Below are 21,746 nucleotides of genomic sequence, written 5' to 3'. Positions count from 1 at the left end.
TACGCGCACCGGGCGCGCGCGCAGGGGTCAGACGCGCTCGAAGACCGCGGCCAGGGCCTGACCCCCGCCGATGCACATCGTCTCGACGGCCAGCGTGCCGTCGAGGGCGGGCAGCTCGTGCGCGAGCGTCGCCAGCATCCGCAGGCCGGTCGCGCCGATCGGGTGTCCGATCGAGATGCCGCTGCCGCGCGGGTTGAGCCGTGGGTCCTCCTCGTCGATGCCCCAGTCGGCGAGGCAGGCGAGCACCTGGACGGCGAACGCCTCGTTCAGCTCGATCACGTCGATGTCGCTCCATGCGACGCCAGCGCGTTCGAGGGCGCGGTTCGCGGCCGGCACCGGAGCGACCCCGAAGACCCGCGGATCGTTGCCGGCGACCGCCCACGACCGCAGTCGCAGCAGCGGGGACAGGCCGAGATCGGCCGCGCGCTCGGGGGTCGTCACGATCGCGGCTGCCGCAGCGTCGTTCTGTCCGCTGGAGTTGCCCGCCGTCACCGTGGCGTCCGCATCGCGCCCGCTGAGGATGGCGCGGAGGCCGGCCAACGCCTCCAGCGTCGTGTCGGCCCTGGGGTGCTCGTCGCGGTCGACGACCACGTCGCCACGGCGGCCGGGGACGGTGACAGGCACCAGCTCCGCGTCGAAGGCTCCGGACTCCTGCGCCGCGACTGCGCGTCGGTGCGACCGCAGCGCGAGGCGGTCCTGCGCCTCGCGCGGGATGCCGTAGTCGCGGCGCAGCGTCTCGGCCGAGCCGACGTTGCCGTCCGGAGTGGGGAAGTCGCGTCCGCCGACCGTCTCGCGCCCGCGCGCCAGCGCATCGTGCAGCATCAGACCCCCGGGCGGGACGCCGCGGCGACCGTGCTCCGTGTAGAGGGGTGCGTTGGACATCGACTCGGCGCCGAGCGCGATCAGCACGTCGCTCGCGCCGGTCTGCACCTCCATCGCCGCGTTGATCACCGCTTGGAGGCCGGAGCCGCACCGCCGGTCGAGCTGGTAGCCCGTCGTCGTGACCGGGAAGCCGGCGTTCAGCGCGGCGACCCGTCCGAACGCGGGCGCCTCCATCGTCGGATAGCCCTGGGAGCCGATCACGCCCTCCACTACGGCCGGGTCGAGGCCGGTGCGGTCGACGAGGGCGCGCAGCACTCTCTCCGCCAGGCTCAGCGCAGAGACGGGGGCGAGCGCGCCGCCCATCCGGCCGACCGGCGTACGCAACGGCGAGCAGATGACGACCTCGCGCAACTCAGGCATGTGCCGCTCCCGTCCCGACGCTCACATCGGCCGGGATCGTCAGCGGAGCACCCGTCGCGGCGACGACGTCATCGACCGACACGCCCGGCGCGAGTTCACGCAGCACCAGGCCGTCGTCCGTGACGTCGACGACGGCGAGGTCGGTGACGATACGGTCGACACAGCCGCGGCCGGTCAGCGGGAGGGTGCACTGCTCGACGAGCTTGGCCGAGCCGTCCTTGGCGACGTGCTCCATGACCACGATGACGCGCTCGGCGCCGTTGACGAGATCCATCGCGCCGCCCATGCCCTTGACCATCTTGCCGGGCACCGCCCAGTTGGCGATGTCGCCGGTTGCCGAGACCTGCATGGCGCCGAGGACCGCGGTCGCGATCCGGCCGCCGCGGATCATCCCGAAACTGGCGGCGGAGTCGAAGTAGCTCGCGCCGGGCAGAACGGTGACGGTCTCTTTGCCCGCGTTGATGAGCTTCGGATCCTCGTCGCCCTCCCACGGGTAGGGGCCGACGCCGAGGATCCCGTTCTCGGAGTGCAGCACGACGTGCACGTCGGTCGGCAGGTGGTTGGGGATGAGGGTGGGCAGGCCGATGCCGAGGTTGACGTACGAGCCGTCCTCCAGCTCGAGTGCGGCACGGGCGGCCAGTTCGTCACGGGTGCGCGCCATGCTCAGGCTCCTTCGGTGTGGGAGATCGGACGGGGCCGGACGGTGACCTTCTCGATCGGCAGGTCCGCCGACTGCTCGGGAGTCAACGCGACCACCCGGTCCACATAGATGCCGGGCAGGTGGATGTCGTCGGGGCCGAGCACGCCGGGTTCGACCAGCTCGTCGACCTCCGCGATGGTGACCCGGCCCGCCATCGCGGCGAGCGGGTTGAAGTTGCGGGTCGACTTCTCGAACCGCAGGTTGCCGTGGCGGTCGCCGACGGCGGCGCGCACCAGGCCGAAGTCGGTGCGGATCGCCGTCTCGAGCACGTACTCCCGGCTGCGGCCGAGCACGTCGAACGGCCGCAGCTCCTTGGGGGCGCTCGCCTCGGCCACGGAGCCGTCCGCCGCGTAGCGGATCGGCATGCCCCCGTCCGAGACCGCGGTGCCTGCGCCCGTCGCCGTGTAGAAGGCGGGAATGCCGACGCCGCCGGCGCGCAACCGCTCGGCCAGAGTTCCTTGCGGAGTGAGCTCGACCTCCACCTCGCCACCGAGATACTGGCGGGCGAACTCCTTGTTCTCGCCGATGTAGGAGGCGATCACCCGGCGGATGCGGCCCGCGGCCAACAGCTCGCCGAGACCCCAGCCGTCGACGCCGCAGTTGTTGGAGACGACTTCCAGGCCGCCGACCCCGCGCGCAAGCAGCGCCCGGATCGTCACGATCGGCACACCGGACAGCCCGAAGCCGCCGACCGCGAGCGAGGCGCCCTCCGGGATGTCGGCGACCGCCTCGGCCGCGGACGCGAACGTCTTATCCATTCGTCTCCTCCGTCTGCTCCGTCTCTGCGAAGACCTCGCGCATGATCGCGAGCGCGCCGTTCGCGGCGGGCAGCCCCGCGTAGAGCGCGGTGTGGTGGATGACCTCTGCGATCTCGCTTCGGGTCAGTCCGTTGCGCAGGGCCGCGCGGACGTGCATGCGCAGCTCGCTCTCGTGGCCGCCGGTGACCAGGCTCGCGAGCGTCGCGATCGACCGCTGCTGTCGCGTGAGCTGTGGACGCGACCAGACCTCGCCCCAGGCGTAGCGGGTGATGAAGTCCTGGAAGTCCGCGGTCTCCGGCGTGATCGCGGTGGTCGCGCGATCGACATGCGCATCGCCGAGGACCGACCGCCGCACCGCCATCCCGCGGTCGTACGGCGATGCGTCGTGGGCACGGCGGAGAAGGGCCGACAGCAGTGCGGCCGTCTCCACCGGGTCCTCCAGCGGCACCAGATGGGCGGCGTGGGCGAGCTCGACGAAGCGCGCATCCGGGAGGCCGCCGGCGAGTTCGGCCATCAGCGCGGGGGTCGTGACCTGGTCGTGGGCGCCCGCGACGACGAGGGCGGGTGCGCTCACCGCTGCGACGGAGCCCCGTCGGTCGAAGCCCGCCAGCGCTTCGCAGCACAGGGCGTACGACTCGTCGTCGATGTCGATCAGGGTCTTCAGGGCGTGACCGCCCGGACCGTCGGGATGCGCGTCCAGATAGCCGGGGGCGAACCAGCGTCGGGCGCTGCCGGCGACGACCGACGCGGTTCCGGAGGCGCGTACCTGCGCTGCGCGGTCGGCCCAGCCCTCCGGTGTGCCGATCGCCGCACCGGAACAGAACATGGCCAGGCTGCGCACGCGCTCGGGAACCGCGAGTGCGAGCTCCAGCGCGACCGCTCCGCCGAGCGAGTCGCCTGCGACGTCGAAGGCACCGCCGCCGACCTCGTCCACGAGCGCGAGCACGGATGCGGCGAGGTCGGCGATGCTGAACGGCTCGCGCGCGACGGGCGACGCGCCGTGACCCGGGAGGTCGACGCGGAGGATGCGGGGCGCGTCCGGCCCGCTCGCGAGGCGCGCGACCACGCCATCCCACAGCCGGGTCGTCGTGCCGAGCGAGGGCAGCAGGACGAGCAGGCGCGGGGCCGCAGCGCGCGGGGAGGCCGCGGTCATCGAGCCACGCAGTCGAGGTGGGGTCACGCCGTCACCTTTCGTCGGGATGAGTCCGGTCATCGAGATCCGCCCAGTCGTCCGTGCCGGGCGATCGCGGCGTCGACGACGGCACCGGCCGCGGCCAGGTGGAGGTCGTCGGCGCGCACATCGTCGACGCTCGGAGATGCCTCGACGATGAGTTCGGCGACGGCGTGTGCCAGCACCTCGGCACTCTCGAGGGCCAGTCGGACGAGGCCTCGCCAGGCCTGCCATTCGGCGTGCCACTCGCCGGCGGGGCGGGCATCGGAGCTCAGAGCCGCCGTGTGCAGCGTGGCGAGCAGACCGGGTGCGCGCAGGCCGTTCGCGCTGAGGATCACGGCATCGACCGGGTTCTGCTTGTGCGGCATCGCGGACGAGCCGCCCCCCGTGGCCGGACGGAGCACGCCGTCACGCGCGCCGAGGGCGAGGTCGCGGCCGACACGGCCGGTCACCGCGCACACCCGCGCGGCGGCGTCCGCGATCGCGAGCACCGGGGTGCGGTCGGTCTGCCACGCGCGTCCCGGATCGGAGAGACCGAGTCGGCGGGCGACGGCGGCGCGCAGGATGGCGGGTGCGTCATCCCGACCGGAGGCCCGCACGAAGGCGGCTCCGGTGCCGACCGCGCCCCCGAGCTGAACGGGGAAGCCGGATGCCGACAGCGCGTCCAGGGCCTCCCCGGCGGATGACACACCGTCGAGCCAGGTCGCGAACAGCGCGCCGACGGTGGTCGGCTCCGCCGGCTGCGACAGCGTGCGCGCCACGACCGGCGTCGCGCGGTGCCGCGCGGAGAGACCGGCGAGCGCGTCGGCCGCCGCCGCGAGCCTCCCGGCGGCGCGCGCGAGGCCGTCGCGCGACACCAACACGAGAGCGGTGTCGACGATGTCCTGGCTGGTCGCGCCGCGATGGACGACATCGGCCGATTCGCCCGCCTGCTCGCGCAGCTGCTCGACCAGCGCGATGATCGGCACGCCGGCGGAGCGCGCACCGGCCAGAAGCCGGCCGCGGTCGATCGCTGCGAGGTCGAAGACGGGAGCACCCGACGCGGATCCGGTGCTCTCGAGCTCCGCCCACGCCCCGGACAGGGCGGCCTCCACGTCGATCATGGCCGCCAGCACGCGATCGTCGCCGACCGACGCACCGAGCGCACCGGCCGGCTCGAGGAGACCCCAGTCGAAGGCGTCAGCCCAGTCGAAGGCGTCAGCGCTGTCGAAGCCGTCAGCCACGGCCGTCGCCGATGAAGTCGAGGAACACGGTCTCGCCCTCGCCCTGGAGGCGGATGTCGAACCGGTAGCTGCGCTCGCCGTCCCTCACGGCCCGGAGCGTGTCGCGCCGGTCCTCTGCAATGGTCTGCAGGAACGGGTCGTCGCCGAAGTAGGCACGCGTGAACAGGTGGTGCAGCAGGCCGCGCGCGAAGACGGTGACCAGGAGGTACGGGGCACGGCCGGGCGCCGGAGCGCCGGGCTGGACCGTGGTGAACGCGTAGTGGCCGTCGCGGTCGACCGCAGCGCGACCGAACCCCGTCACGGTGTGGCCGTCGCGGTGCAGGCTTCCGCGTGCATCGATCGGGCGGCCCTGCGCGTCGGCTCCCCAGATCTCGAGCAGGGCGTCGGGCACGGGCTCACCGGCACCGTCGGTCACAGTGCCGTGGAAGCGGATCGCCTCAGGGTTCCATGGTGCCGCGACCTCCGAGCCGCCCTCGTAGGGCAGCGCGTACCCGAAGAACGGGCCGACGGTCTGCGACGGCGTCTGCAGCCGGCGTGCGCCCTGCGCCGCGCCGGTGTCGTTCCGATCAGGCATGCTCGCCCTCCTCCGGCTCCATCCAGGTGGCTTTGCTCCCGGTGAGCACGATGTCCCACCGGTAACCCAGCGCCCACTCCGGCTCGCTGACGTCGTGATCGTAGGCGGCGATGAGCCTCTGCCGGGCGTCGGGGTCGACGATCGACTGGTAGATCGGATCGAGCGCGAACAGCGGATCGCTCGGGAAGTACATCTGGGTCACCAGGCGCTGGGTGAACTCCGAGCCGAAGAGCGAGAAGTGGATGTGCGCCGGGCGCCAGGCGTTGCGGTGGTTCTTCCACGGATACGGACCCGGCTTGATGGTGACGAACCGGTACGACCCGTCGTCCCCCGTGATCGTGCGCCCGACGCCGGTGAAGTTCGGGTCGAGCGGAGCGGGATGCTGGTCGCGCTTGTGCACGTAGCGGCCGGCGGAGTTCGCCTGCCAGACCTCCACGAGCTGGTTGCGGACCGGGCGCCCTTCGCCGTCGAGCACCCGTCCCGTCACGATGATGCGCTCGCCGAGCGGCTCGCCGTCGTGCTGGATGGTGAGGTCGCTCTCCTCGGCTGCGACGTCCGAGTGCCCGAACGCCGGCGAGACGAGCTCGATCTCCTCAGGATCGGCACGCACGAGCTCGTGTGTCGGATGCCGCAGCGCCGAGCTGCGGTAGGGGCCGAAGTCACGCAACGCGTGCACGGGGAGCGCTCCGGCCGCGGCGGCGGCCGTGTGCAGCGCGCCGATCTCGGCGACGATCTGGTCCTGTTCGGTGTTGTCGGTCATCGGTTCGCCTCAGAAGGGTAGGCCCGCGTACTGCTCGGCGAGAGCCGCCTGAGCGTTGCGTGATCCTGTGGTGTATGCGAGCTGTCCGAGCTGGCTGCGGTAGCGGAAGGCCCTGGCCGACGGATCGGCGACCTCCCTGTGCACGTGAAGCATCTCCGTCATCCACTGCGAGAACTGCTGCACCTTCCACTGGCGTGCGAGCGCAGAGGCGCTGTAACGCTTCAGGGGAGCATCGTCTCCGTCGAAGTGCGCCGCAACGGCCCGACCGAGCAGCGCAACGTCTGCGATGGCCGAGTTGAGACCCTTCGCTCCCGTCGGCGGCACGATGTGCCCGGCGTCGCCGGCGAGGAACAGCCGGCCGTACTCGAGGGTGGAGGCGACGAAGCTGCGCATCGGGGTGATCGACTTCTCGGTGATGGCGCCCTCCGTCAGGGTCCAGCCCGGAACGCCGAGCCGCGTCTGCAGCGCCTCCCAGATGCGGGCGTCCGACCAGTCGTCGACCGACTCGTCAGGATCGACCTGCAGGTAGAGCCGAGACACCTCCCGCGACCGCATGGAGTGCATGGCGAAGCCCTCGGGATGCAGGGCGTAGATGAGATCGTCGGTGGACGGTGCGACGTCGGCCAGGATGCCGAGCCAGGCGTAGGGGTAGTTGCGCTCGAGGGCCTGGATGCCCGGGATCGCCGGGCGGCAGACGCCGTGGTAACCGTCGGCGCCGACCACGATCTCGCAGTCGATGCGCTCGCCGGCGTCGGTCGTCACGAACGGGGCGTCGGTGTCGAGACCGTGCGGGACCACACCCGCCGTCTCGAAGCGGATGTCGGATCCCACCCGGTCGTGCTCGGCGAGCAGGTGGCGGACGAGCGCCTGCTGGCCGTAGACGGTCACCGTGCGGCCCACGAGGTCCACGAAGTCGAGGTGGTGGCGCCCGCCTTCGTACTGCAGGTAGATGCCGTGGTGGGTCAGCCCGCGCTCTGCGAGGTCGGCATCCAGGCCCAGCTCGCGCAGGATGTCGACGGAGCCCTGCTCGAGGACGCCGGCGCGCACGCGGCCCAGCACGTACTCGCGGCTCTTCTGCTCCAGGAGGACGAAGTCGACTCCGGCCCGCCGCAGGATGTGGCCGAGAAGGAGCCCTGCGGGCCCGGCCCCGATGATGCTGACCTGGGTTCGCATGTTCCGCCTTTCGCTCCGGTGGGAAGGTTGTCCCAGTTTTCGCCACGGCGGTGCGGCGCTGGAGTGACTTTCCACTGAATGGAAAGGTTTCCGGCACGGCGAACACTCGGTACGGCTTTCCACTCAGCGAGATGGACTCCCCCTCGGGATCACCTCGTCATCGTCGCGACAACGTGCCGATCTTGCTGCCGTCACCTCGGAAGACGACCAGCGAGTCGCCGTCGACCTTCGCCGTGACCGCGAGGTTCAGCCAGGGCGTCACGCCCTCGCACGCGACCAACGTCGAGGCGAACGGGCCGAAGGTGAACTCCTGTCCGGAGATCTTCCCGTCGCCCTTCATGGCGTTGCAGCCGTCGTTGCCGTGCCAGGAGCCGTTCGACTCGACGGTGAGCGACGGCTGGCCCGCCTTGACGACTCCCCAGTCGCCGGCCGGCGACGAGGATCCGGACGAGGCGCAGCCGGAAAGGACGGCGAGCACGACGGCCGCGGCGAGGGCTGATCTGAGCGTTCTGTGCGTGAGCATGGCTAGAAGGTATCGGTAGCCGAATCGCCGATCTAGCCTCACCGCCCAGAGACGAGCGCCGCGGAGATGCCCCGTGCGGCCATTCGCACGCCGAGCACGAACTGCGGCTCTGCGGCCCGTTCGGCGTGCGCGATAATCGACACGGCCGCGACGACGTCGCCCGCGGCGTCACGCACCGGTGCCGCGACGGAGAACACTCCGCGCGTCAGCTCCTCGACCGCCCGCGACACCCCCGTCGTGCGGATGCTCGCCAACCGGGCGCGCAGCTCCTTCTCGCTGGTCAACGTGTTCGGCAGAAACTTGCGCGGGTTCTGCGCCAGCACCTCCTCGAGCGTCCCGGACGGGGCGTACGCCAAGAGCACCAGACCGACGCCGGTGGCATGCAGGGGGAGGCGCGTCCCCACGTCGCTGATGACACGGACGGCGCCTGGGCCGGAGAGCCGTTCGAGATAGACCGCGCCGAGGCCGTCGCGCACGGCGAGATGCACGTGCTCCCCCGTCGCCTCCAGGAGGTCGTCGAGGTAGGGGCGCGCGGCCTCCCGCAGCTTGCGCGCCGTCGGCTGGCGCGCGCCGAGCCGCCACAGCTTCATGCCGACCCGGTACCGGCCGTCGTCCCCGCGGAGGAGCCCGCCCCAGGCAACCCATTCGGCGAGCAGCCGGTGAGCGGTCGAGACCGGGAGGTCGGCCCGTCTGGCGACCTCGCTGAGCGTCAGCTCGTCTCCGCGCTCGAAGGCGTCGGCGATCGCGAACACGCGCTCTGCGACACTGCGGTCGTCCTGAGCTCCACCGGCCATGCGGTCAGCCTACGACCGCGCCGACGGGCGATCGGGTGGGCCGACGTCTCCGCAGACTTGATTGGTAGGTTTTTTCCTGCATATACTCCTGCCATGACCTCCCCCACTCCCCGCGTCCGCATCCAGACCGTCACCATCCCCGTGGCCGATCAGGACCGCGCGCTCGCGTTCTACCGCGACGTGCTCGGCTTCGAGGTGCGCGCAGACACCGCGTACGGAGACGCACGCTGGCTGTCGGTCGCTCCGGAAGGCAGCGCCGTCGACTTCACGCTGCACCCGCCGTTCCCCGGCCAGGCCGCGCCCGGCTGGCAGCAGGGCATCGTGCTCCACACCGACGACATCGCGGGAGTGGTTGCCGCGCTCGGCGCCGCGGGGGTGGCGGTCACCGGCCCGGAGCAGGTCGGCTGGGGTGTTCAGGCACAGTTCGCTGACCCTGACGGCAACGGCTTCGTGCTGCTGCAGCAGGGCTGACGTGCCCGTCCGCGCGAAAGACACGGCGGCCGACCGGCTTTTCGGCGCCCTGGCGAACCCCACCCGCCGCGACATCCTCGACCTCCTGCTCGCGGGCGAGAGCACCACCGGCGAGATCGCCGCCCGGTTCTCGATGAGCCGGCCGTCGGTGTCCGAACACCTGCAGGCACTCCGTCACGCGGGACTGGTCGTCGAGCGCACGGCCGGGCGCAACGTCTACTACGCGCTCGCCCCGGAGCCCTGGAGCGAGCTGCGCGACTGGATGGCGCCGCACGAGCGTTTCTGGCGCGAACGGATGCGACGCCTCCACGCGACGCTGGACGCCCTGCCGGACGCGGACGGACCCGCATCCGCGCCCGAACCTGCACCCGCACCCGCGCCCGAAGACCCGGAGGTCGCATGACCACGCTCACCACGTTCGAGTTCGACGAATTCCTGCCGCACCCGCCCGCGAAGGTGTGGCGGGTGCTCAGCGAGCCCGACCTCCTCGCCGGCTGGCTGATGCCGCACGACGGCTTCGCGCCCGTTGTCGGCACACGCTTCGAGTTCCGCACGGAGCCGGTGCCGCAGACCTCGTTCTCCGGCATCGTTCAGTGCCAGGTCTTGGAGGTCGACCCCGGCCGGCTGCTGAGCATCTCGTGGTCGAGCGAGGGCACAGCGCTCGACACCGTCGTCACCTGGCGACTCGTGCCCGAGGGCACGGGCACCCGCCTCCTGCTCACCCAGGAGGGCTTCGACCTCGACGACCCCGACCAGGCGCGCGCGTTCCGGATCATGAACGGCGGCTGGCGGTCGCACGTGTTCACGCGGATGGTGGCGGCGCTGGGGCGGGTGTGAGGGGTGGGGTGTGAGGGGTCGGGGTCACCCAGCGTCGTCGACGGGGTGACGCCGACGTCTTCTCTGCACGTCGGGCACGACGAGCTCAGGCACCGCACGCGTCATGAACGCGTCGAAATCCGGCACCGTGAACGCTGCGTACCCGTGCTCCGGCGTGTACAGCAGACCCATGTCGATGAGCTCCGCGCGCGTCGGCCCGAGTTGCGTCGACTCGCGGCCCATGACCCGAGCGACATCGGCAGCCTTCTGCGGATCGGAACCGAGCTGTGCCATCGCCCTCATGTACGCCGTCTGCAAGGGTGTCGCCCGATCGAGACGGACGCGGAAGAAGGAACTGTCGAGCTTGGCCTCGTACGCCTCGCGGGCCATCTCCACATCGGCGCGCGTGATCGATTCGCCCTCCGCGACCTCCCAGACCTGATATCCGAGCTCTTGGATGAAGTAGGGGTAGCCGTGAGTGATCTCGACCGCGAGGTCCACAGCGTCGTCGTCGAACTTCGCGTGTTCGGACGCTGCCGGTTCCGTGAGCGCATTCCGAGCATCCTCGACAAACAGCGATCCGATCTCGGGAAACGTGAACAGACGCTCCGCATAGGACTTCGCGTCGCCCGCCAACTCCGCGATCTGCGGCAGCCCCGCTCCGACGAACGTCAGGGGAAGGCGTCGCTGCACGGTTTTGTGCACGGCCTGAATCAGTGCCCCAAGTTGGGAGGCACGGAGAAACTGCACTTCGTCGATGAGCAGGGCCAATCCCCTGCCCTGCTCCTTCGCAGCCTCGCCGATGGCGACGAATACGTCGGTGAGGTCCATCCCGAGATCACCGTGATCGGCGAGCCCTTCCGCAGGAGGAACATCCCAGGTGACCGCGAACCCGTCCTGGTTCGCCGTCACTGCGAATGCGCTCAGAACTTCTGCCGCCCAACGCCCTCGTTCACTCCAACGTGCACGCGGTGACAGCAGCAGGGCGGCACGGAGTTGGGAGAACATCGTTCGCCGGAACTGACCGTCGTCGTGTTTGCTTGCCTCGAAGTCGATGACCTCCCATCGCTCGCGGCGGGCGATGTCGATGAACTCATTCAGCAGGACGGTCTTGCCGACCCCTCGCAGACCGGTGATGATCATCGACTGGTCCGTCCGGCCACGGGCTAGCCGGCCGAGCAGACGCGTGAACGACATCGTCTGCTCCTCTCGGCCGACGATGATCCCAGGCGAAGCGCCCGCGTTCGGCGTGTACGGGTTGAGCAGGCTGTCCATCCGACGAGCTTTGCGGTTTTAGACCGCTTTACTAGAAATCAATAAAGCACACTAAAAAACGAAACCCGGGTCACCCATCCGCCCTCCTATACACGTTCACCACGACCCCCGACGGGATCGACCGCGACTCGACCAGGGCGAGGCGCGAGTGCGGGAAGCCGTCGCCGAAGAGCTTCTTGCCGGTTCCCAGCACGAGCGGGTGCACCAGGAGGCGGTACTCGTCGACCTGGTCGTGCTCGGCCAGGGTGCGGATGAGCTCGGTGCTGCCCCACACCCGGATCTCGCCTCCCGGCTCGGAGCGGAGCCGATCCACCGCGGCAGGGACGTCCGGCCCGAGCAGGTACGAGTTCTTCCAGCCGACCTCGCCCAGCGTTCGCGACGCGACGTACTTGGGGATGCGGTTGTACCTGCGAGTCAGCTCGCCCTGGAAGCCCTCCGCGTCCTCGCTCCAGACACCCCAGGAGCCGGCGAAGATCTCGTAGGTGCGCCGGCCCAGCAGCAGGGCCTCGGTGTTCTCCTCCCAGGCCTCGACCGTGCCGCCGTCGTCGTAGTCGAACTGCCAGCCACCGTACGGGAACCCTCCGCTGACGTCCTCCTCCTGGCCGCCCGGGCCCTGCACGACACCGTCGAGGGTGACGAATGACTGCACGACGATCGAAGACATGACACGACCTCCCTTATCGGTTGCGGTTTCCCCACCCGTCTACACCCCGTCGGGCGGGCCCGCAACAGGGTCAACCGATCGGTGACGGGGTCTGACCGTTCGGTCGATCCGTGCGCCGGCCCCTCCCGGGAGGCTGGGGACATGACCGAGACACCTCTCCCCACCACCGCCGCCGTGCACGCCACGGCCCGCCGCGCGGCCTTCCGCCCGGTTCTCGCCCTGCTCTGGTCGTTCGTCGGCCTCAGCGCAGCCATGGTCGCCTTCCTCGCCGTGCTGACAGCCGTCGGCGTCGGCGTGGACATCGCCATCTGGATCCGCTGCTCGATCGTCCTCGCCAGCTCCGTCCTGCTGCTGGTGTTCGGGATCGGCGCGGCACGCGGCTCGCGCAACGCCCTGCTGCGGCTGCGGATCGTCGCACCGATCATCGTCGCCGCCGTCATCGTCATCGTGGCCATCCCCGGCTTCCTGCCCGGCTGGGTGCGCATCGAGCAGGCGGTGTGCGGCCTCCTCGTGCTGCCCGTCGCGATCATCGCGAACCTCCCGCGCACCCGCGCGCTGGTGCCCGCGAAAGCGTAGGGTCTGAACGTGATCGATCCGCGCTGGAGGACAGTCCTCACGGTCACGCCGTACGTCGTGCTGGCGGTGCTGGTCGCCTTCACCCTCGGCGTGCAGTGGGGCGAGTGGGCGCAGCTCGTGCCCACGCTGATCCTCTGCGCGGTTACTGCGATGTGGATCATCGTCTGGCGCAGGCTCCCGCCGACCGTGCGCGAGCACCCGGCCGCGATCGCCGTGTTCATGACCGGGCTCATCGCGCTCAGCCTGGCACTGGTGTTCAGGGACAGCTGGTTCGGCTTCCTCACCATCGCGGTCTTCACCTTCGCCTACTCGATCGTGCCGTGGCCGTGGGAGCTCCTGGCCGTCGGTGCGACCGCGGTCGTCGCCGGGCTCGCCCAGGCGTCGCCGCTGGGGTGGGACACGGCCGGGATCGTCGGCGGCGTCGGCATCCTGCTGCTGAACGTGGTCGCCATGTGCGGACTCTCCTGGTCGCTGCGGCTGGCGGAACGCCAGGTGAACCTCCGCGCCACCGAGCAGGAGCGGTCGCGGCTCGCGCGCGAGATCCACGACACGCTCGCACAGGGCTTCGCCGGCATCGTCACCCAGTTGCAGGCGGCGGAACAGGCGCCGGACGACGCCTCCCGCGCCCGGCACACCCGGGCGGCCATCGCCCTCGCCAGGGACGGACTCGCCGAGGCGCGCCGCTCCGTGAAGGCACTGCGGCCGGTCGCGCTCGACGCGATGCGGCTTCCGGATGCGATCGGCCAGTTGGCGCGCACGTGGACGGAGCGCACCGGCATCCCGTGCGACGTCAGCGCGAGCGGAGACGCCACGGCTCTGCCGACCGACGTGGAGGTCGCGCTGCTGCGGACCGCGCAGGAGGCCCTCGCGAACGTCGAGCGCCACGCCGGAGCCCGCCGGGTGCGGTTGACCCTGCGCGCGGACGCGACCGGAACGCGTCTCGAAGTGCGGGACGACGGCCGCGGGTTCGACCCGCACGCCGGCCCGGTCGAGCGGGGACCGTCCGACCAGGGCGGTTACGGCCTGGTGGCGATGCGCGAGCGCATCGAGTCGGTCGCCGGCGGCCTGGTCGTGGAGTCGCGTCCCGGCCACGGCACCGCGATCCGAGTGGAGGTGCCGGCGTGACCACGGCGAGCGCTGAGGCGCCCGTCCGCCTCCTGGTCGTGGACGACCATCCCGTCGTGCGGGACGGCATCGTCGGCATGGTCGCCTCCGATCCCGGTGTGGAGGTCGTCGGCGAGGCGTCGGACGGCGCGGAGGCCGTACAGCTCGCGCGCGTGCTGACCCCGGATGTCGTGCTCATGGATCTGCGCATGCGCGGCATGGACGGCGTCGCCGCCATCCGCGAGCTCACCCGGCTCGGCCTCCCGTGCCGGGTCGTCGTGCTCACGACGTTCGACGGCGACTCCGACGTGCTGCCCGCCATCGAGGCGGGCGCCACCGGCTACCTGCTCAAGGACGCGCCGCGCGACGACCTGTTGCGCGCGATCCGGGCGGCGGCGGTCGGCGACGCGGTGCTGGCACCCTCCGTCGCGTCGCGGCTGGTCGGTCGCGTGCGCACGCCGGAGTCGAGCCTGCTGTCGCCGCGCGAACTTGAGGTGCTGGCCCTCGTCGCCGACGGTGCCACCAACCGGGTGGCCGGGGAGCGACTCCACCTCAGCGAGGCCACCGTGAAGACCCACCTGCTCAGCATCTACGCCAAGCTCGGCGTCGGCGACCGGGCGGCCGCCGTCGCCGAGGGTTTCCGCCGCGGCCTGCTCACCCTGTAGTCGCCTCCGCCGAGGGGCACGTTGTTGTCACTTTCGACCGCCGAAAGCGACAACGACGTGCCCCTCGATGGCGCGGGAAGGGGTGGTCGGGGCGGAGCAGAACGGGTAGGACAGAAGACATGGAGATCGTGCTGGCCGTCCTCGAGCGCGGCGACATCGCGTACGAGATCGAGTTCGAGCGGACGAGCGAACCGCCGTTCGAGCTGCGCGTGCCCTCCCACATCGGCGGAGCGGCCGTCGTCGACGTCTTCGACCTGGTCGACTCCAGCGAGTGGCCGGTGCTCCTGCGCTACGCGTTCGCCGAGTGCGTTCCTGCCGTGATCGGGTCGCCGGATGACCTGAACGCCGACGAACTCGGCGACGCGGACTTCTGAGGCGTCCGCACGCGCACGCTCAGAACAGGAAGATCTGCCCCATCACGATCACCAGGATCAGGAAGACCACGACGACCCCGCCGATGATGGCGAGGGTGCGACCGGACATCTTCGCGATGCCGTACCCCACGATGAACGGCAGCGCGAGGCAGCCCAGCGCGATGATCCACCAGAACGCCTGGTAGCCGGCCTGGGACGCGGAGGCCAGCCGCTCCCCGAACAGCTTCTGCGTCGCCGGATGCGTCGCGAACGCGATGCTCGCCGACAGCGGGTAGGCGATGAGCACGGCCGTGATCAGTCCGGCGAACGCTCCCCACATCCCTCGATGAGCGCCCAGGTGCAGCGTCTCCTCCTGATGCGGTCCCTGCCTGCTCTTCGTGCTCATGGCGCACAGCATAACCAGCGGGCTCCGGTTTCGGGCAGGCCCGACGTCCCACCCGGTGCACCGCGCCGAAACAGGGTCGACTGTACGGTCTATTCTGCGGTTACCCTTGAAGGGTCACCGGTGCGCGCGCACGCGATTAGGGGGCGTCTCGAACGCGCCGGCGTCTTACCCGATGTCGTATGGGAGCGGGGTTCCGCTCCCATACGACCGGGAACGATCAGCCGTCACCGACCGCGCGACCTTCTCATCCGTGTGCCGGCAACCGCGGCGACTCCCGCCGCCGCGAGCAGCGCGGCGACCGGCAGGATCCACGGCTGGGGACCTGTCGATCCTGTGTCGGCGAGACCGGACGGCTCGGTCGACGGCGACGGCGACGGGACAGGCGTCGGGGTGGGAGTGGGCGTCGGGGGTGCCAACGCCATCGCATTGGCGACGACGACCTCCGTCGCGTGACCGAGCTCGACGGTGAACGTCTGCCCCAGGGTGTACGGCTGGTGGGCGCCTCCGTCCACCTCCAGGTAGGCCGTCGTCGTCACATCGACGCCCGAGGCCGCACCAGTGCTGGGCTCCGTCACCGTGCACGTGAAGGTGGTGTCGGTGGCGACGATACCGCTGTCGTTGGCTCCCCCGCCGGCCGCCACCCTGAAGCTGCCGTCGAACGAGCTGTCGGAGCAGGTGACCGCGATCACCGCGTCGCCCGGGCGCAGGGCGCGGTCGGGTGTCGTCGTCTTGACGACCGAGAAGGTGCCGTACGGCTGGAACCGGTTGACGAAGTGGCACGCGGCGGCGGCGGCGTCGGGGCGCAACTCGACGACGGCGCTCGCCGTTGCCGGGTCGACCGACACGGTGTTGGCTCCGCAATCGACGGAGTCGAGGACCCAGAATCCCTGAGAGTCGGGGGCCGGCATCGACTCGATGATGGTGTAGTCCGTCCCCGGGGCCGCGGCGGAGAGGCCCGTCGCCGACGGCTGCGCCTGCACCTCCACGCCGGGCGTCGTGGTCGTCGCCTCCGGGTCGGCCACCTTGGTGAGGTTGTCCGCGTTCGCGATCACCGCGTACTCGAAGCGGCCGACGCCTCCCTCGGTGGTCTTGAAGATGTCGATCGAACCCGACGGCGTGAACGTGTTGGTGAACAAGCACGAGACATCGGTGCCCGGAGCAGCCGTGTACGTGGCCGAGGCACCCGTCGCGCTGTTGGTCACCGGGATGCCCGCGTCGTTGCAGGTCGCGCCCGTCATCCGCCACGTTCCCGGACCGGTCTGGCTGAAGTCGGTGGGGAAGGTCTCCGCAGCGGTGTAGTTTCCGGCAGGTGCGCCGGTGCGTGTCGCGAAGACCGACGGCGCACCGGGCGTCGTCGTCGTCGCGGTGAAGTTCTCGGTCGCCGCCGGCCCGGTGATGGCGAAGGGGAAGCTCCCGACGGCCCCGTACGACCGTTTCGCCAGTTCGCCGAGACCGAGCGGCGTCGGCGTGTTCGTGTACGTGCAGGTCACACTGTCGCCCGCAGCCAGGTTCACACTCGTCGTCGCGCCCGACGTGGTGATCTGGCTGAGCCCGTTGGTGGAGGTGCACACGGCAGGCGTCGGCGCCTGCCATCCCGGTCTGCTCTGCTCGGTGAACGACCAGGGCGGCTCTGTGAGACTGCCGAGGGTGGCGCCGCGGACGAACTCCATCGAACCGGGCGAGCCGGGAGCCGCAGCGATCGCGAACGCCCCGCCCGGGTTGTAGGAGATGTTGCCCTGGAAGCCGAACGTGTCGCCCTGCGCGCCGTTCACCTGCTTGACGACCGTGATCGTGCCGGGAGGAGGCGGCGGGCTCACCGCGTAGTAGTAGCAGAACACGTGCGTGCGCGACTGCGGGAACGTCACGGCGTCGACGTTGTCGCCGTTGAGCGCATCCTGCGTGCAGCGCAGTGCCCCGAAGCCGAGGTCGGTGTGACCGTTGAGCGCCGCGGTCGGGGTTCCGCCCTCCACCCACACCGTGCGGCCGCTCTGCGCCCACGATGCCTCTGCCGGGTTGAGCCGCACGGTCACGGCGCCGGCGATGGTCTGCGGCTGCCCTCCAGGGCCGAGGACCGGATTTCCCTGCGGGTCGAGCAGCGGGGTGCTCGCCTGCGTCGTGATGTCGGAGCGGAACACGCCGGTCACGGTCGAGAGGTTCTCCGTGGAGGGCGACTTGGAGGTGATCCCCTGCCCGGTCGAGAACGTCCAGCCCGTCAGGGGGCGGCAGTTCGGCGAGCCTGTCGCTTCGGCGGTGGGGTCGACGATCCCGTTCGGCGAATACGTCGAGTCCGGCCCCAGGTTGAACAGCGACTCCTGGATGTTGTTCCTGGCCTTGTTCGCCATGATGTCGGTGTAGTGGTCGCACACCCGCGCGACGTACGTGACCTCCAGCGGATTCGGCGACTGCGCCTGCGCCGGAGTGGTCACACCGCCGCCGATCGCGCTGACGAACGCCGCCACCAGCGCCGCTGCGCCGGCGGCGGCCGCGAGACGTCCCCAGCCGCGCCCTGACCGCACCCGGCCAGGGTACGACACGGAATGTGCCCTGTTCTAGGGGTGATTTCCGGGAACCCTCGCGCCCGCCAGCCCGCGCACCCGCAGTCGCTCGCTCTTGGCCGTCTGCCGATCGAGCGCCGGGCTGCCGGCGGGGCGGATGACGTAGCCGGTGCGGGGATCGAGCTGGTCGACGGAGAAATCGCCGTCGTTCGAGAGGGTGTAGCCCGCGCGGAGCTCCGCCCGCTCACGCGTCGGGACGAAGGTCCATAGGGTCCGCCCCGCGCCGATTCCGGTTCGCGGCGCGCACCGGCCGGCGCGATCGGCACTGAACGTCCTCGTGGCTGGAGCACCTACCGGACCGACTCTCGCCACCCACCCCGCCGATGGTGTGGGATGTCCCCATGAGAGATGAGGACGCCGGGTGGGACGAGGCGGTGGCGACCGCGCGGGCGGCGTTCGCCGCGCAGGACTTCACCGTGTTGATCGGTGCCGAGCTGACGCGGTTCGAGCCGGGAGTGGTGGAGGTGCGCGTCCCTTTCCGCAGTGCGCTGCGCCAGCAGTTCGGGTTCGTGCACGGCGGAGTGATCGCGTACGCGGTGGACAACGCGGTGACCTTCGCGGCCGGCACGCGCCTCGGGCCTGAGCTCCTGACCTCCGGGATCACGGTCTCCTACCTGCGGCCCGCGCGCGGCGACCTCACGGCGATCGCGACGGTCGTCGGCACCACACGGCGTCAGGCGGCGGTGCGCTGCGAGGTGTTCGCGGAGACGGACGACGGGCCGGTGCTGGTCGCGAGCGGGCAGGGGACGGCGGTGGCGACGGAACAGACGGCCGACCGTTAGCCGCCGGTGACCGCCGCCACCGGCTGCCGCCGCGCCGCACGACCGCGCTGCACCAGCAGAAGAGCCGCGCTGAGGGCCGTGCCGAGGAGGACGAAGAGTCCGGTGTCGCCTGCCAGGTATTCCTCGACCAGGACAGGGCGGTTCGTCGTGATCAGGTCGGATCCGATCCACGCGAACGCGGCGTTGTGGCCGAAGTGCGCGAGCACGGCCACCCACAGGCTCCCGGAGCGTTCGCGCAGCACGCCGAACAGGATCGAGAACGCGAAGACGCTTCCGGTGAAGAGCATCAGCACGAGGACCCGGTTGCCGTCGGTGTGGTAGTACGGCGTGAAGAGGATGTAGGGAAGGTGCCAGCACACCCAGACGGCGCCGACGACGATCCACGACCACGGCTGCCCGATGCGCCGCGCGAGGTGCGACTGCAGGTAGCCCCGCCAGCCGATCTCCTCGGCGAACGCCAGAATCGGCCCGGAGATGCACAGACTCAGCAGGTCGGCGCCGGCGCCGGGGGCGACGGTGAACGAAGCCGCGCCGAGCGCGACGACCGCCGTATAGGTCAGGGCGCTGACTCCCGCGGTCGCCAGCAGCGTGACGGGCCACCACTTCAGGCCGAGGCGGGTGACCCCGATCGTGCGCCAGCCTTCTCTGGAGTACCCGTCGCGCGTGACGACGAACATCATCAACAGGGTCATCAGCAGGGGCGAGACGGCCAGGATCAGGCCGCCGAGCATCCCGGCGGTCGTGAGCGAGATGAGCAGGACGCCGGCGATGAAGATCCCGGCTTTGGTGGTGCCGGAGAGGGAGGGGAACATGGGCTCGCTTTCGTGACGTGGACGTGATCTCCACGCTAGGAATGCGGGTCGGGGCGGCGCGTCCTCCTGCAGCGTCGACCCGGTCAACGAAGGTTGCGACCTCGAATCAACTTTCGTGGACTCAGTGGATTTCCCGACTCGGGCGGTCAGTCGGTGAGGCCGTGCCTGACCGCGAACAGCACCAGTTGCACGCGGTCGCGCGCGCCGACCTTGGCGAGGATCCGCGAGACGTACGACTTCACCGTCGCCTCGCTGAGGAAGGCGACGTCGGCGATCTCCCGGTTGCTCAGCCCCGCCACGACGTGGCGGAACACCGTGCGCTCGCTCGCGGTGAGCGTCTCGTACTCCGGCGGTGTCGGGGCGCTCGCCGCGACTCCGCGCGCCAGCTGCCCGAGTGGCGCGGAGCGGGCGAGCACGGCGGTGCCGTCGGCCACCGAGCGGACGGCCGAGAGCAGCAGCTCAGCCCTGGCGTCCTTGAGGACGAAACCGCTCGCGCCGGCCGCGATCGCCTGCGCGACGGTGGCGTCGTCCTCGAACGTGGTCAGCATCAGCACGCGGGGCGCGCCGGGGAGAGCGGTGATCGCGGACGTCGCGGCGATGCCGCCGAGACCCGGCATGAGCACGTCCATCAGGATCACGTCGATGCCGCTGGTCTCCCGCACCAGGCGGACGGCATCCTCCCCCGATGCGCACTCGGCGACGAGCTCCAGGTCGGGCTGGGTGCCGATGATGAGGGCGACACCGGCGCGGAACAGCGCCTGATCGTCCACCACGGCGACGCGGATGCTCATGTGCGCTCCCCCGACTCGTACGGCAGGATCGCCGTGACCACGAAGGCGCCGTCCTCCGCGCCGGCGACGACCGTGCCGCCGACGACGTGAGCCCGCTCGCGCATCCCGATCAGTCCGTGGCCGCGCGCGGGAGCGATCTCCGCTGGCCCACCCGTCGAAGCGAGCGCATTGCGCACGGTCAGCAGCAGCGCCCCGTCCGCCCACTCGAAATGGAGGGTGGGGCCGGCCGAACCGCTGCCGTGCCGTACCGCGTTGGTCAGGGCCTCCTGGACGATCCGGAATCCCGCCACATCCACCGCGGCGGGCAGCGGCCGCTCCTCCCCCGACGACGAGGCCGCGACGGGAACGCCGCTCGCCCGCAGCTGCGCGACGAGCGCGTCGACGCGCGCCAGCGACGGCTGGGCACTGTCGCGGTCTCCGCTCCTGAGATCGGCGAGCACCCCGCGCACCTCGGCCAGCGCGGTCCGCCCGGTGTTCGCGATCGCGTTCAACGCGTCCGGCGACGCCCCGCCCCGGGTCTCGGCGACCAGGCGGGCACCCTCGGCCTGCGCGATCATCACGGTCAGCGAATGCGCCACGACATCGTGCATGTCGCGCGCGATCCGTGCGCGCTCCTCCTCGACGGCGATAGCCTGCCGCGCCCGCTCCGCCGCCGCAGCCGCCGCCAGCCGGTCGGCCATCGCCCGCCGGCTCACAGCCCGCAGCAGGCCGGTTCCCCACGCCAACAGCAGGATGGCCGCGCACAGCCCGATCAGGAAAGGAACCGACCCCGGCTGCGTCCCCGCCGCCCGGGGCACGGCGACCGCGAGGAACCAGCCCGCCAGGACTCCCCCGGCGAGCGCCGAGACCAGCCCGAGCGCCCGCGTCACCCGCCCGCCGTGGGCGGCGGCTGAGTAGAGCACGACCAGGATGGCGACGTTCTGAGGCCCGACCTCCTGCACCAGCGCCACCTGCAGCAGCGCGCCGAGCCAGGCGACGGCCAGCGCGACCCCCGGGAGGAGACGGCGCACGGCCACGGCGGCGCACTGCAGCAGCGCAACCGGCAGCCACCAGGCCGACCGCAGCGACGCGGTCGACTCGCCGCCCCAGAGGACGAGCGCGGCGCTGGCGAGGAGCAGTGCGGCGGCGAGCCAGAGGTCGGCGCGGGGGCCGGAGAAGAGCGAAGGGCGGGGCGGCCGTCCCACCGCTGTGCGTTCGCTCACGTATCCATTGTGGGGGAGGTGGGAGTAGGCGTATCGCCCGAGCGCGGCGAAACGAAGAAGCCCCCGCTCACGCGAGGGCTTCCTGTACTGTCTCAACCAGTTCGGTGGTGATCCTGTGCGCCACGAGGGATTCGAACCCCCAACCTTCTGATCCGTAGTCCGACGTTTTGTCGCCCTCGGGACTTGATTTCTGCCCCCAGGGCGATATACGCTTTCCCTACGTGTCCCCTCGTGTATGTCGGGATACGGGCCAATGGCTCCAACTTTGGCTCCATAGAAGTGAAGGCCCCGAGCAGCCTTGGACAGTAGCTCGGAGCCTTCGCGTCGAACCACGGAAAGGGTGGACCGACAGATGA

General features: G+C 70.9%; 25 protein-coding genes. 8 read left to right on the top strand and 17 right to left on the bottom strand.

What is annotated here, in order from left to right:
- Positions 1-27: 27 nt before the first annotated feature.
- From JNB50_RS13525 to JNB50_RS13480, 10 genes are all read right to left on the bottom strand, one after another.
- Complete coding sequence (locus JNB50_RS13525; protein WP_208040654.1) at positions 28-1,242, bottom strand: acetyl-CoA C-acetyltransferase; 1,215 nt, start codon at positions 1,240-1,242, stop codon at positions 28-30.
- On the bottom strand, positions 1,235-1,903 hold the full coding sequence (locus JNB50_RS13520; RefSeq protein WP_208040653.1) for a CoA transferase subunit B: 669 nt from the start codon (positions 1,901-1,903) through the stop codon (positions 1,235-1,237). The genes JNB50_RS13525 and JNB50_RS13520 overlap by 8 nt, the downstream gene beginning before the upstream one ends.
- 2 nt (positions 1,904-1,905) lie before the next feature.
- Entirely contained in the window at positions 1,906-2,700 is a 795-nt protein-coding gene (locus tag JNB50_RS13515; RefSeq protein ID WP_208040652.1) for a CoA transferase subunit A, read from the bottom strand.
- Complete coding sequence (pcaC, locus tag JNB50_RS25090) at positions 2,693-3,880, bottom strand: 4-carboxymuconolactone decarboxylase (RefSeq protein WP_307794717.1); 1,188 nt, start codon at positions 3,878-3,880, stop codon at positions 2,693-2,695. Before pcaC ends, JNB50_RS13515 begins: the two co-directional genes overlap by 8 nt.
- A gap of 29 nt (positions 3,881-3,909) precedes the next feature.
- A complete protein-coding gene (locus tag JNB50_RS13505; protein WP_208040651.1) occupies positions 3,910-5,094 on the bottom strand; it encodes a lyase family protein in 1,185 nt (394 codons plus the stop codon).
- Entirely contained in the window at positions 5,087-5,668 is a 582-nt protein-coding gene (gene pcaG / locus JNB50_RS13500; RefSeq protein WP_208040650.1) for a protocatechuate 3,4-dioxygenase subunit alpha, read from the bottom strand. The genes JNB50_RS13505 and pcaG overlap by 8 nt, the downstream gene beginning before the upstream one ends.
- The gene (gene pcaH / locus JNB50_RS13495) at positions 5,661-6,428 is read right to left on the bottom strand and encodes a protocatechuate 3,4-dioxygenase subunit beta (protein ID WP_208040649.1); all 768 of its coding nucleotides are present in this window, start codon (positions 6,426-6,428) and stop codon (positions 5,661-5,663) included. Before pcaH ends, pcaG begins: the two co-directional genes overlap by 8 nt.
- Before the next feature lie 9 nt (positions 6,429-6,437).
- On the bottom strand, positions 6,438-7,601 hold the full coding sequence (locus JNB50_RS13490; RefSeq protein ID WP_208040648.1) for a 4-hydroxybenzoate 3-monooxygenase: 1,164 nt from the start codon (positions 7,599-7,601) through the stop codon (positions 6,438-6,440).
- Between the two features lie 157 nt (positions 7,602-7,758).
- On the bottom strand, positions 7,759-8,124 hold the full coding sequence (locus tag JNB50_RS13485) for an META domain-containing protein (RefSeq protein WP_208040647.1): 366 nt from the start codon (positions 8,122-8,124) through the stop codon (positions 7,759-7,761).
- 38 nt (positions 8,125-8,162) lie between these two features.
- On the bottom strand, positions 8,163-8,918 hold the full coding sequence (locus tag JNB50_RS13480) for an IclR family transcriptional regulator (RefSeq protein WP_208040646.1): 756 nt from the start codon (positions 8,916-8,918) through the stop codon (positions 8,163-8,165).
- A gap of 93 nt (positions 8,919-9,011) precedes the next feature.
- Between JNB50_RS13480 and JNB50_RS13475 the strand changes: the two genes are divergently transcribed.
- From JNB50_RS13475 to JNB50_RS13465, 3 genes are read left to right on the top strand one after another with little or no spacing between them, the layout of a single operon-like run.
- Positions 9,012-9,389: a VOC family protein gene (locus JNB50_RS13475; RefSeq protein WP_208040645.1), complete on the top strand. Its 378-nt coding sequence runs from the start codon at positions 9,012-9,014 to the stop codon at positions 9,387-9,389.
- A 1-nt stretch (position 9,390) separates the two neighbouring features.
- A complete protein-coding gene (locus JNB50_RS13470) occupies positions 9,391-9,792 on the top strand; it encodes a helix-turn-helix transcriptional regulator (RefSeq protein WP_208040644.1) in 402 nt (133 codons plus the stop codon).
- Positions 9,789-10,226, top strand: a complete 438-nt coding sequence (locus JNB50_RS13465) for an SRPBCC domain-containing protein (protein ID WP_208040643.1) — start codon at positions 9,789-9,791, stop codon at positions 10,224-10,226. The genes JNB50_RS13470 and JNB50_RS13465 overlap by 4 nt, the downstream gene beginning before the upstream one ends.
- 24 nt (positions 10,227-10,250) lie before the next feature.
- Here JNB50_RS13465 and JNB50_RS13460 read toward each other — a convergent pair whose 3' ends face one another.
- On the bottom strand, positions 10,251-11,480 hold the full coding sequence (locus JNB50_RS13460) for an ATP-binding protein (protein ID WP_208040642.1): 1,230 nt from the start codon (positions 11,478-11,480) through the stop codon (positions 10,251-10,253).
- 70 nt (positions 11,481-11,550) lie between these two features.
- Positions 11,551-12,144 carry a dihydrofolate reductase family protein gene (locus tag JNB50_RS13455; RefSeq protein WP_208040641.1) on the bottom strand — a complete coding sequence of 198 codons (594 nt, stop codon included), beginning with the start codon at positions 12,142-12,144 and terminating at the stop codon, positions 11,551-11,553.
- Positions 12,145-12,285: 141 nt separating this feature from the next.
- Here JNB50_RS13455 and JNB50_RS13450 point away from each other — a divergent pair, with 141 nt between their 5' ends.
- The 4 genes from JNB50_RS13450 to JNB50_RS13435 all read left to right on the top strand — a co-directional run bounded on the left by JNB50_RS13450 (position 12,286) and on the right by JNB50_RS13435 (position 14,863).
- Positions 12,286-12,720, top strand: coding sequence for a hypothetical protein (locus JNB50_RS13450; RefSeq protein WP_208040640.1), 435 nt, complete (start codon positions 12,286-12,288; stop codon positions 12,718-12,720).
- 9 nt (positions 12,721-12,729) lie between these two features.
- The gene (locus JNB50_RS25795) at positions 12,730-13,845 is read left to right on the top strand and encodes a sensor histidine kinase (protein ID WP_208040639.1); all 1,116 of its coding nucleotides are present in this window, start codon (positions 12,730-12,732) and stop codon (positions 13,843-13,845) included.
- Positions 13,842-14,489: a response regulator transcription factor gene (locus JNB50_RS13440; RefSeq protein ID WP_307794716.1), complete on the top strand. Its 648-nt coding sequence runs from the start codon at positions 13,842-13,844 to the stop codon at positions 14,487-14,489. Before JNB50_RS25795 ends, JNB50_RS13440 begins: the two co-directional genes overlap by 4 nt.
- Before the next feature lie 119 nt (positions 14,490-14,608).
- Positions 14,609-14,863: a hypothetical protein gene (locus tag JNB50_RS13435; RefSeq protein ID WP_208040638.1), complete on the top strand. Its 255-nt coding sequence runs from the start codon at positions 14,609-14,611 to the stop codon at positions 14,861-14,863.
- A 19-nt stretch (positions 14,864-14,882) separates the two neighbouring features.
- On the opposite strand, the gene JNB50_RS13430 is transcribed toward JNB50_RS13435, so the two are convergent.
- A complete protein-coding gene (locus tag JNB50_RS13430; protein WP_208040637.1) occupies positions 14,883-15,248 on the bottom strand; it encodes a hypothetical protein in 366 nt (121 codons plus the stop codon).
- A gap of 224 nt (positions 15,249-15,472) precedes the next feature.
- Positions 15,473-17,764: a hypothetical protein gene (locus JNB50_RS13425; RefSeq protein WP_208040636.1), complete on the bottom strand. Its 2,292-nt coding sequence runs from the start codon at positions 17,762-17,764 to the stop codon at positions 15,473-15,475.
- Between the two features lie 380 nt (positions 17,765-18,144).
- On the opposite strand from JNB50_RS13425, the gene JNB50_RS13420 reads away from it, so the two are divergent.
- A complete protein-coding gene (locus JNB50_RS13420) occupies positions 18,145-18,585 on the top strand; it encodes a PaaI family thioesterase (protein WP_208040635.1) in 441 nt (146 codons plus the stop codon).
- Here JNB50_RS13420 and JNB50_RS13415 read toward each other — a convergent pair.
- The 3 genes from JNB50_RS13415 to JNB50_RS25790 form a co-directional block, all read right to left on the bottom strand.
- The gene (locus JNB50_RS13415; RefSeq protein WP_208040634.1) at positions 18,582-19,397 is read right to left on the bottom strand and encodes a CPBP family intramembrane glutamic endopeptidase; all 816 of its coding nucleotides are present in this window, start codon (positions 19,395-19,397) and stop codon (positions 18,582-18,584) included. The genes JNB50_RS13420 and JNB50_RS13415 overlap by 4 nt on opposite strands.
- Before the next feature lie 146 nt (positions 19,398-19,543).
- Positions 19,544-20,188: a response regulator transcription factor gene (locus tag JNB50_RS13410; RefSeq protein WP_208040633.1), complete on the bottom strand. Its 645-nt coding sequence runs from the start codon at positions 20,186-20,188 to the stop codon at positions 19,544-19,546.
- Positions 20,185-21,390 carry a sensor histidine kinase gene (locus JNB50_RS25790; RefSeq protein ID WP_208040632.1) on the bottom strand — a complete coding sequence of 402 codons (1,206 nt, stop codon included), beginning with the start codon at positions 21,388-21,390 and terminating at the stop codon, positions 20,185-20,187. The genes JNB50_RS13410 and JNB50_RS25790 overlap by 4 nt, the downstream gene beginning before the upstream one ends.
- Between the last annotated feature and the right edge of the window lie 356 nt (positions 21,391-21,746).

The organism is Leifsonia sp. TF02-11 (genome assembly GCF_017565305.1).
Classification (GTDB): domain Bacteria; phylum Actinomycetota; class Actinomycetes; order Actinomycetales; family Microbacteriaceae; genus Leifsonia.
The sequence above is the reverse complement of the archived record's forward strand: the minus strand, read 5'-3'. Positions and strand labels throughout refer to the sequence as shown.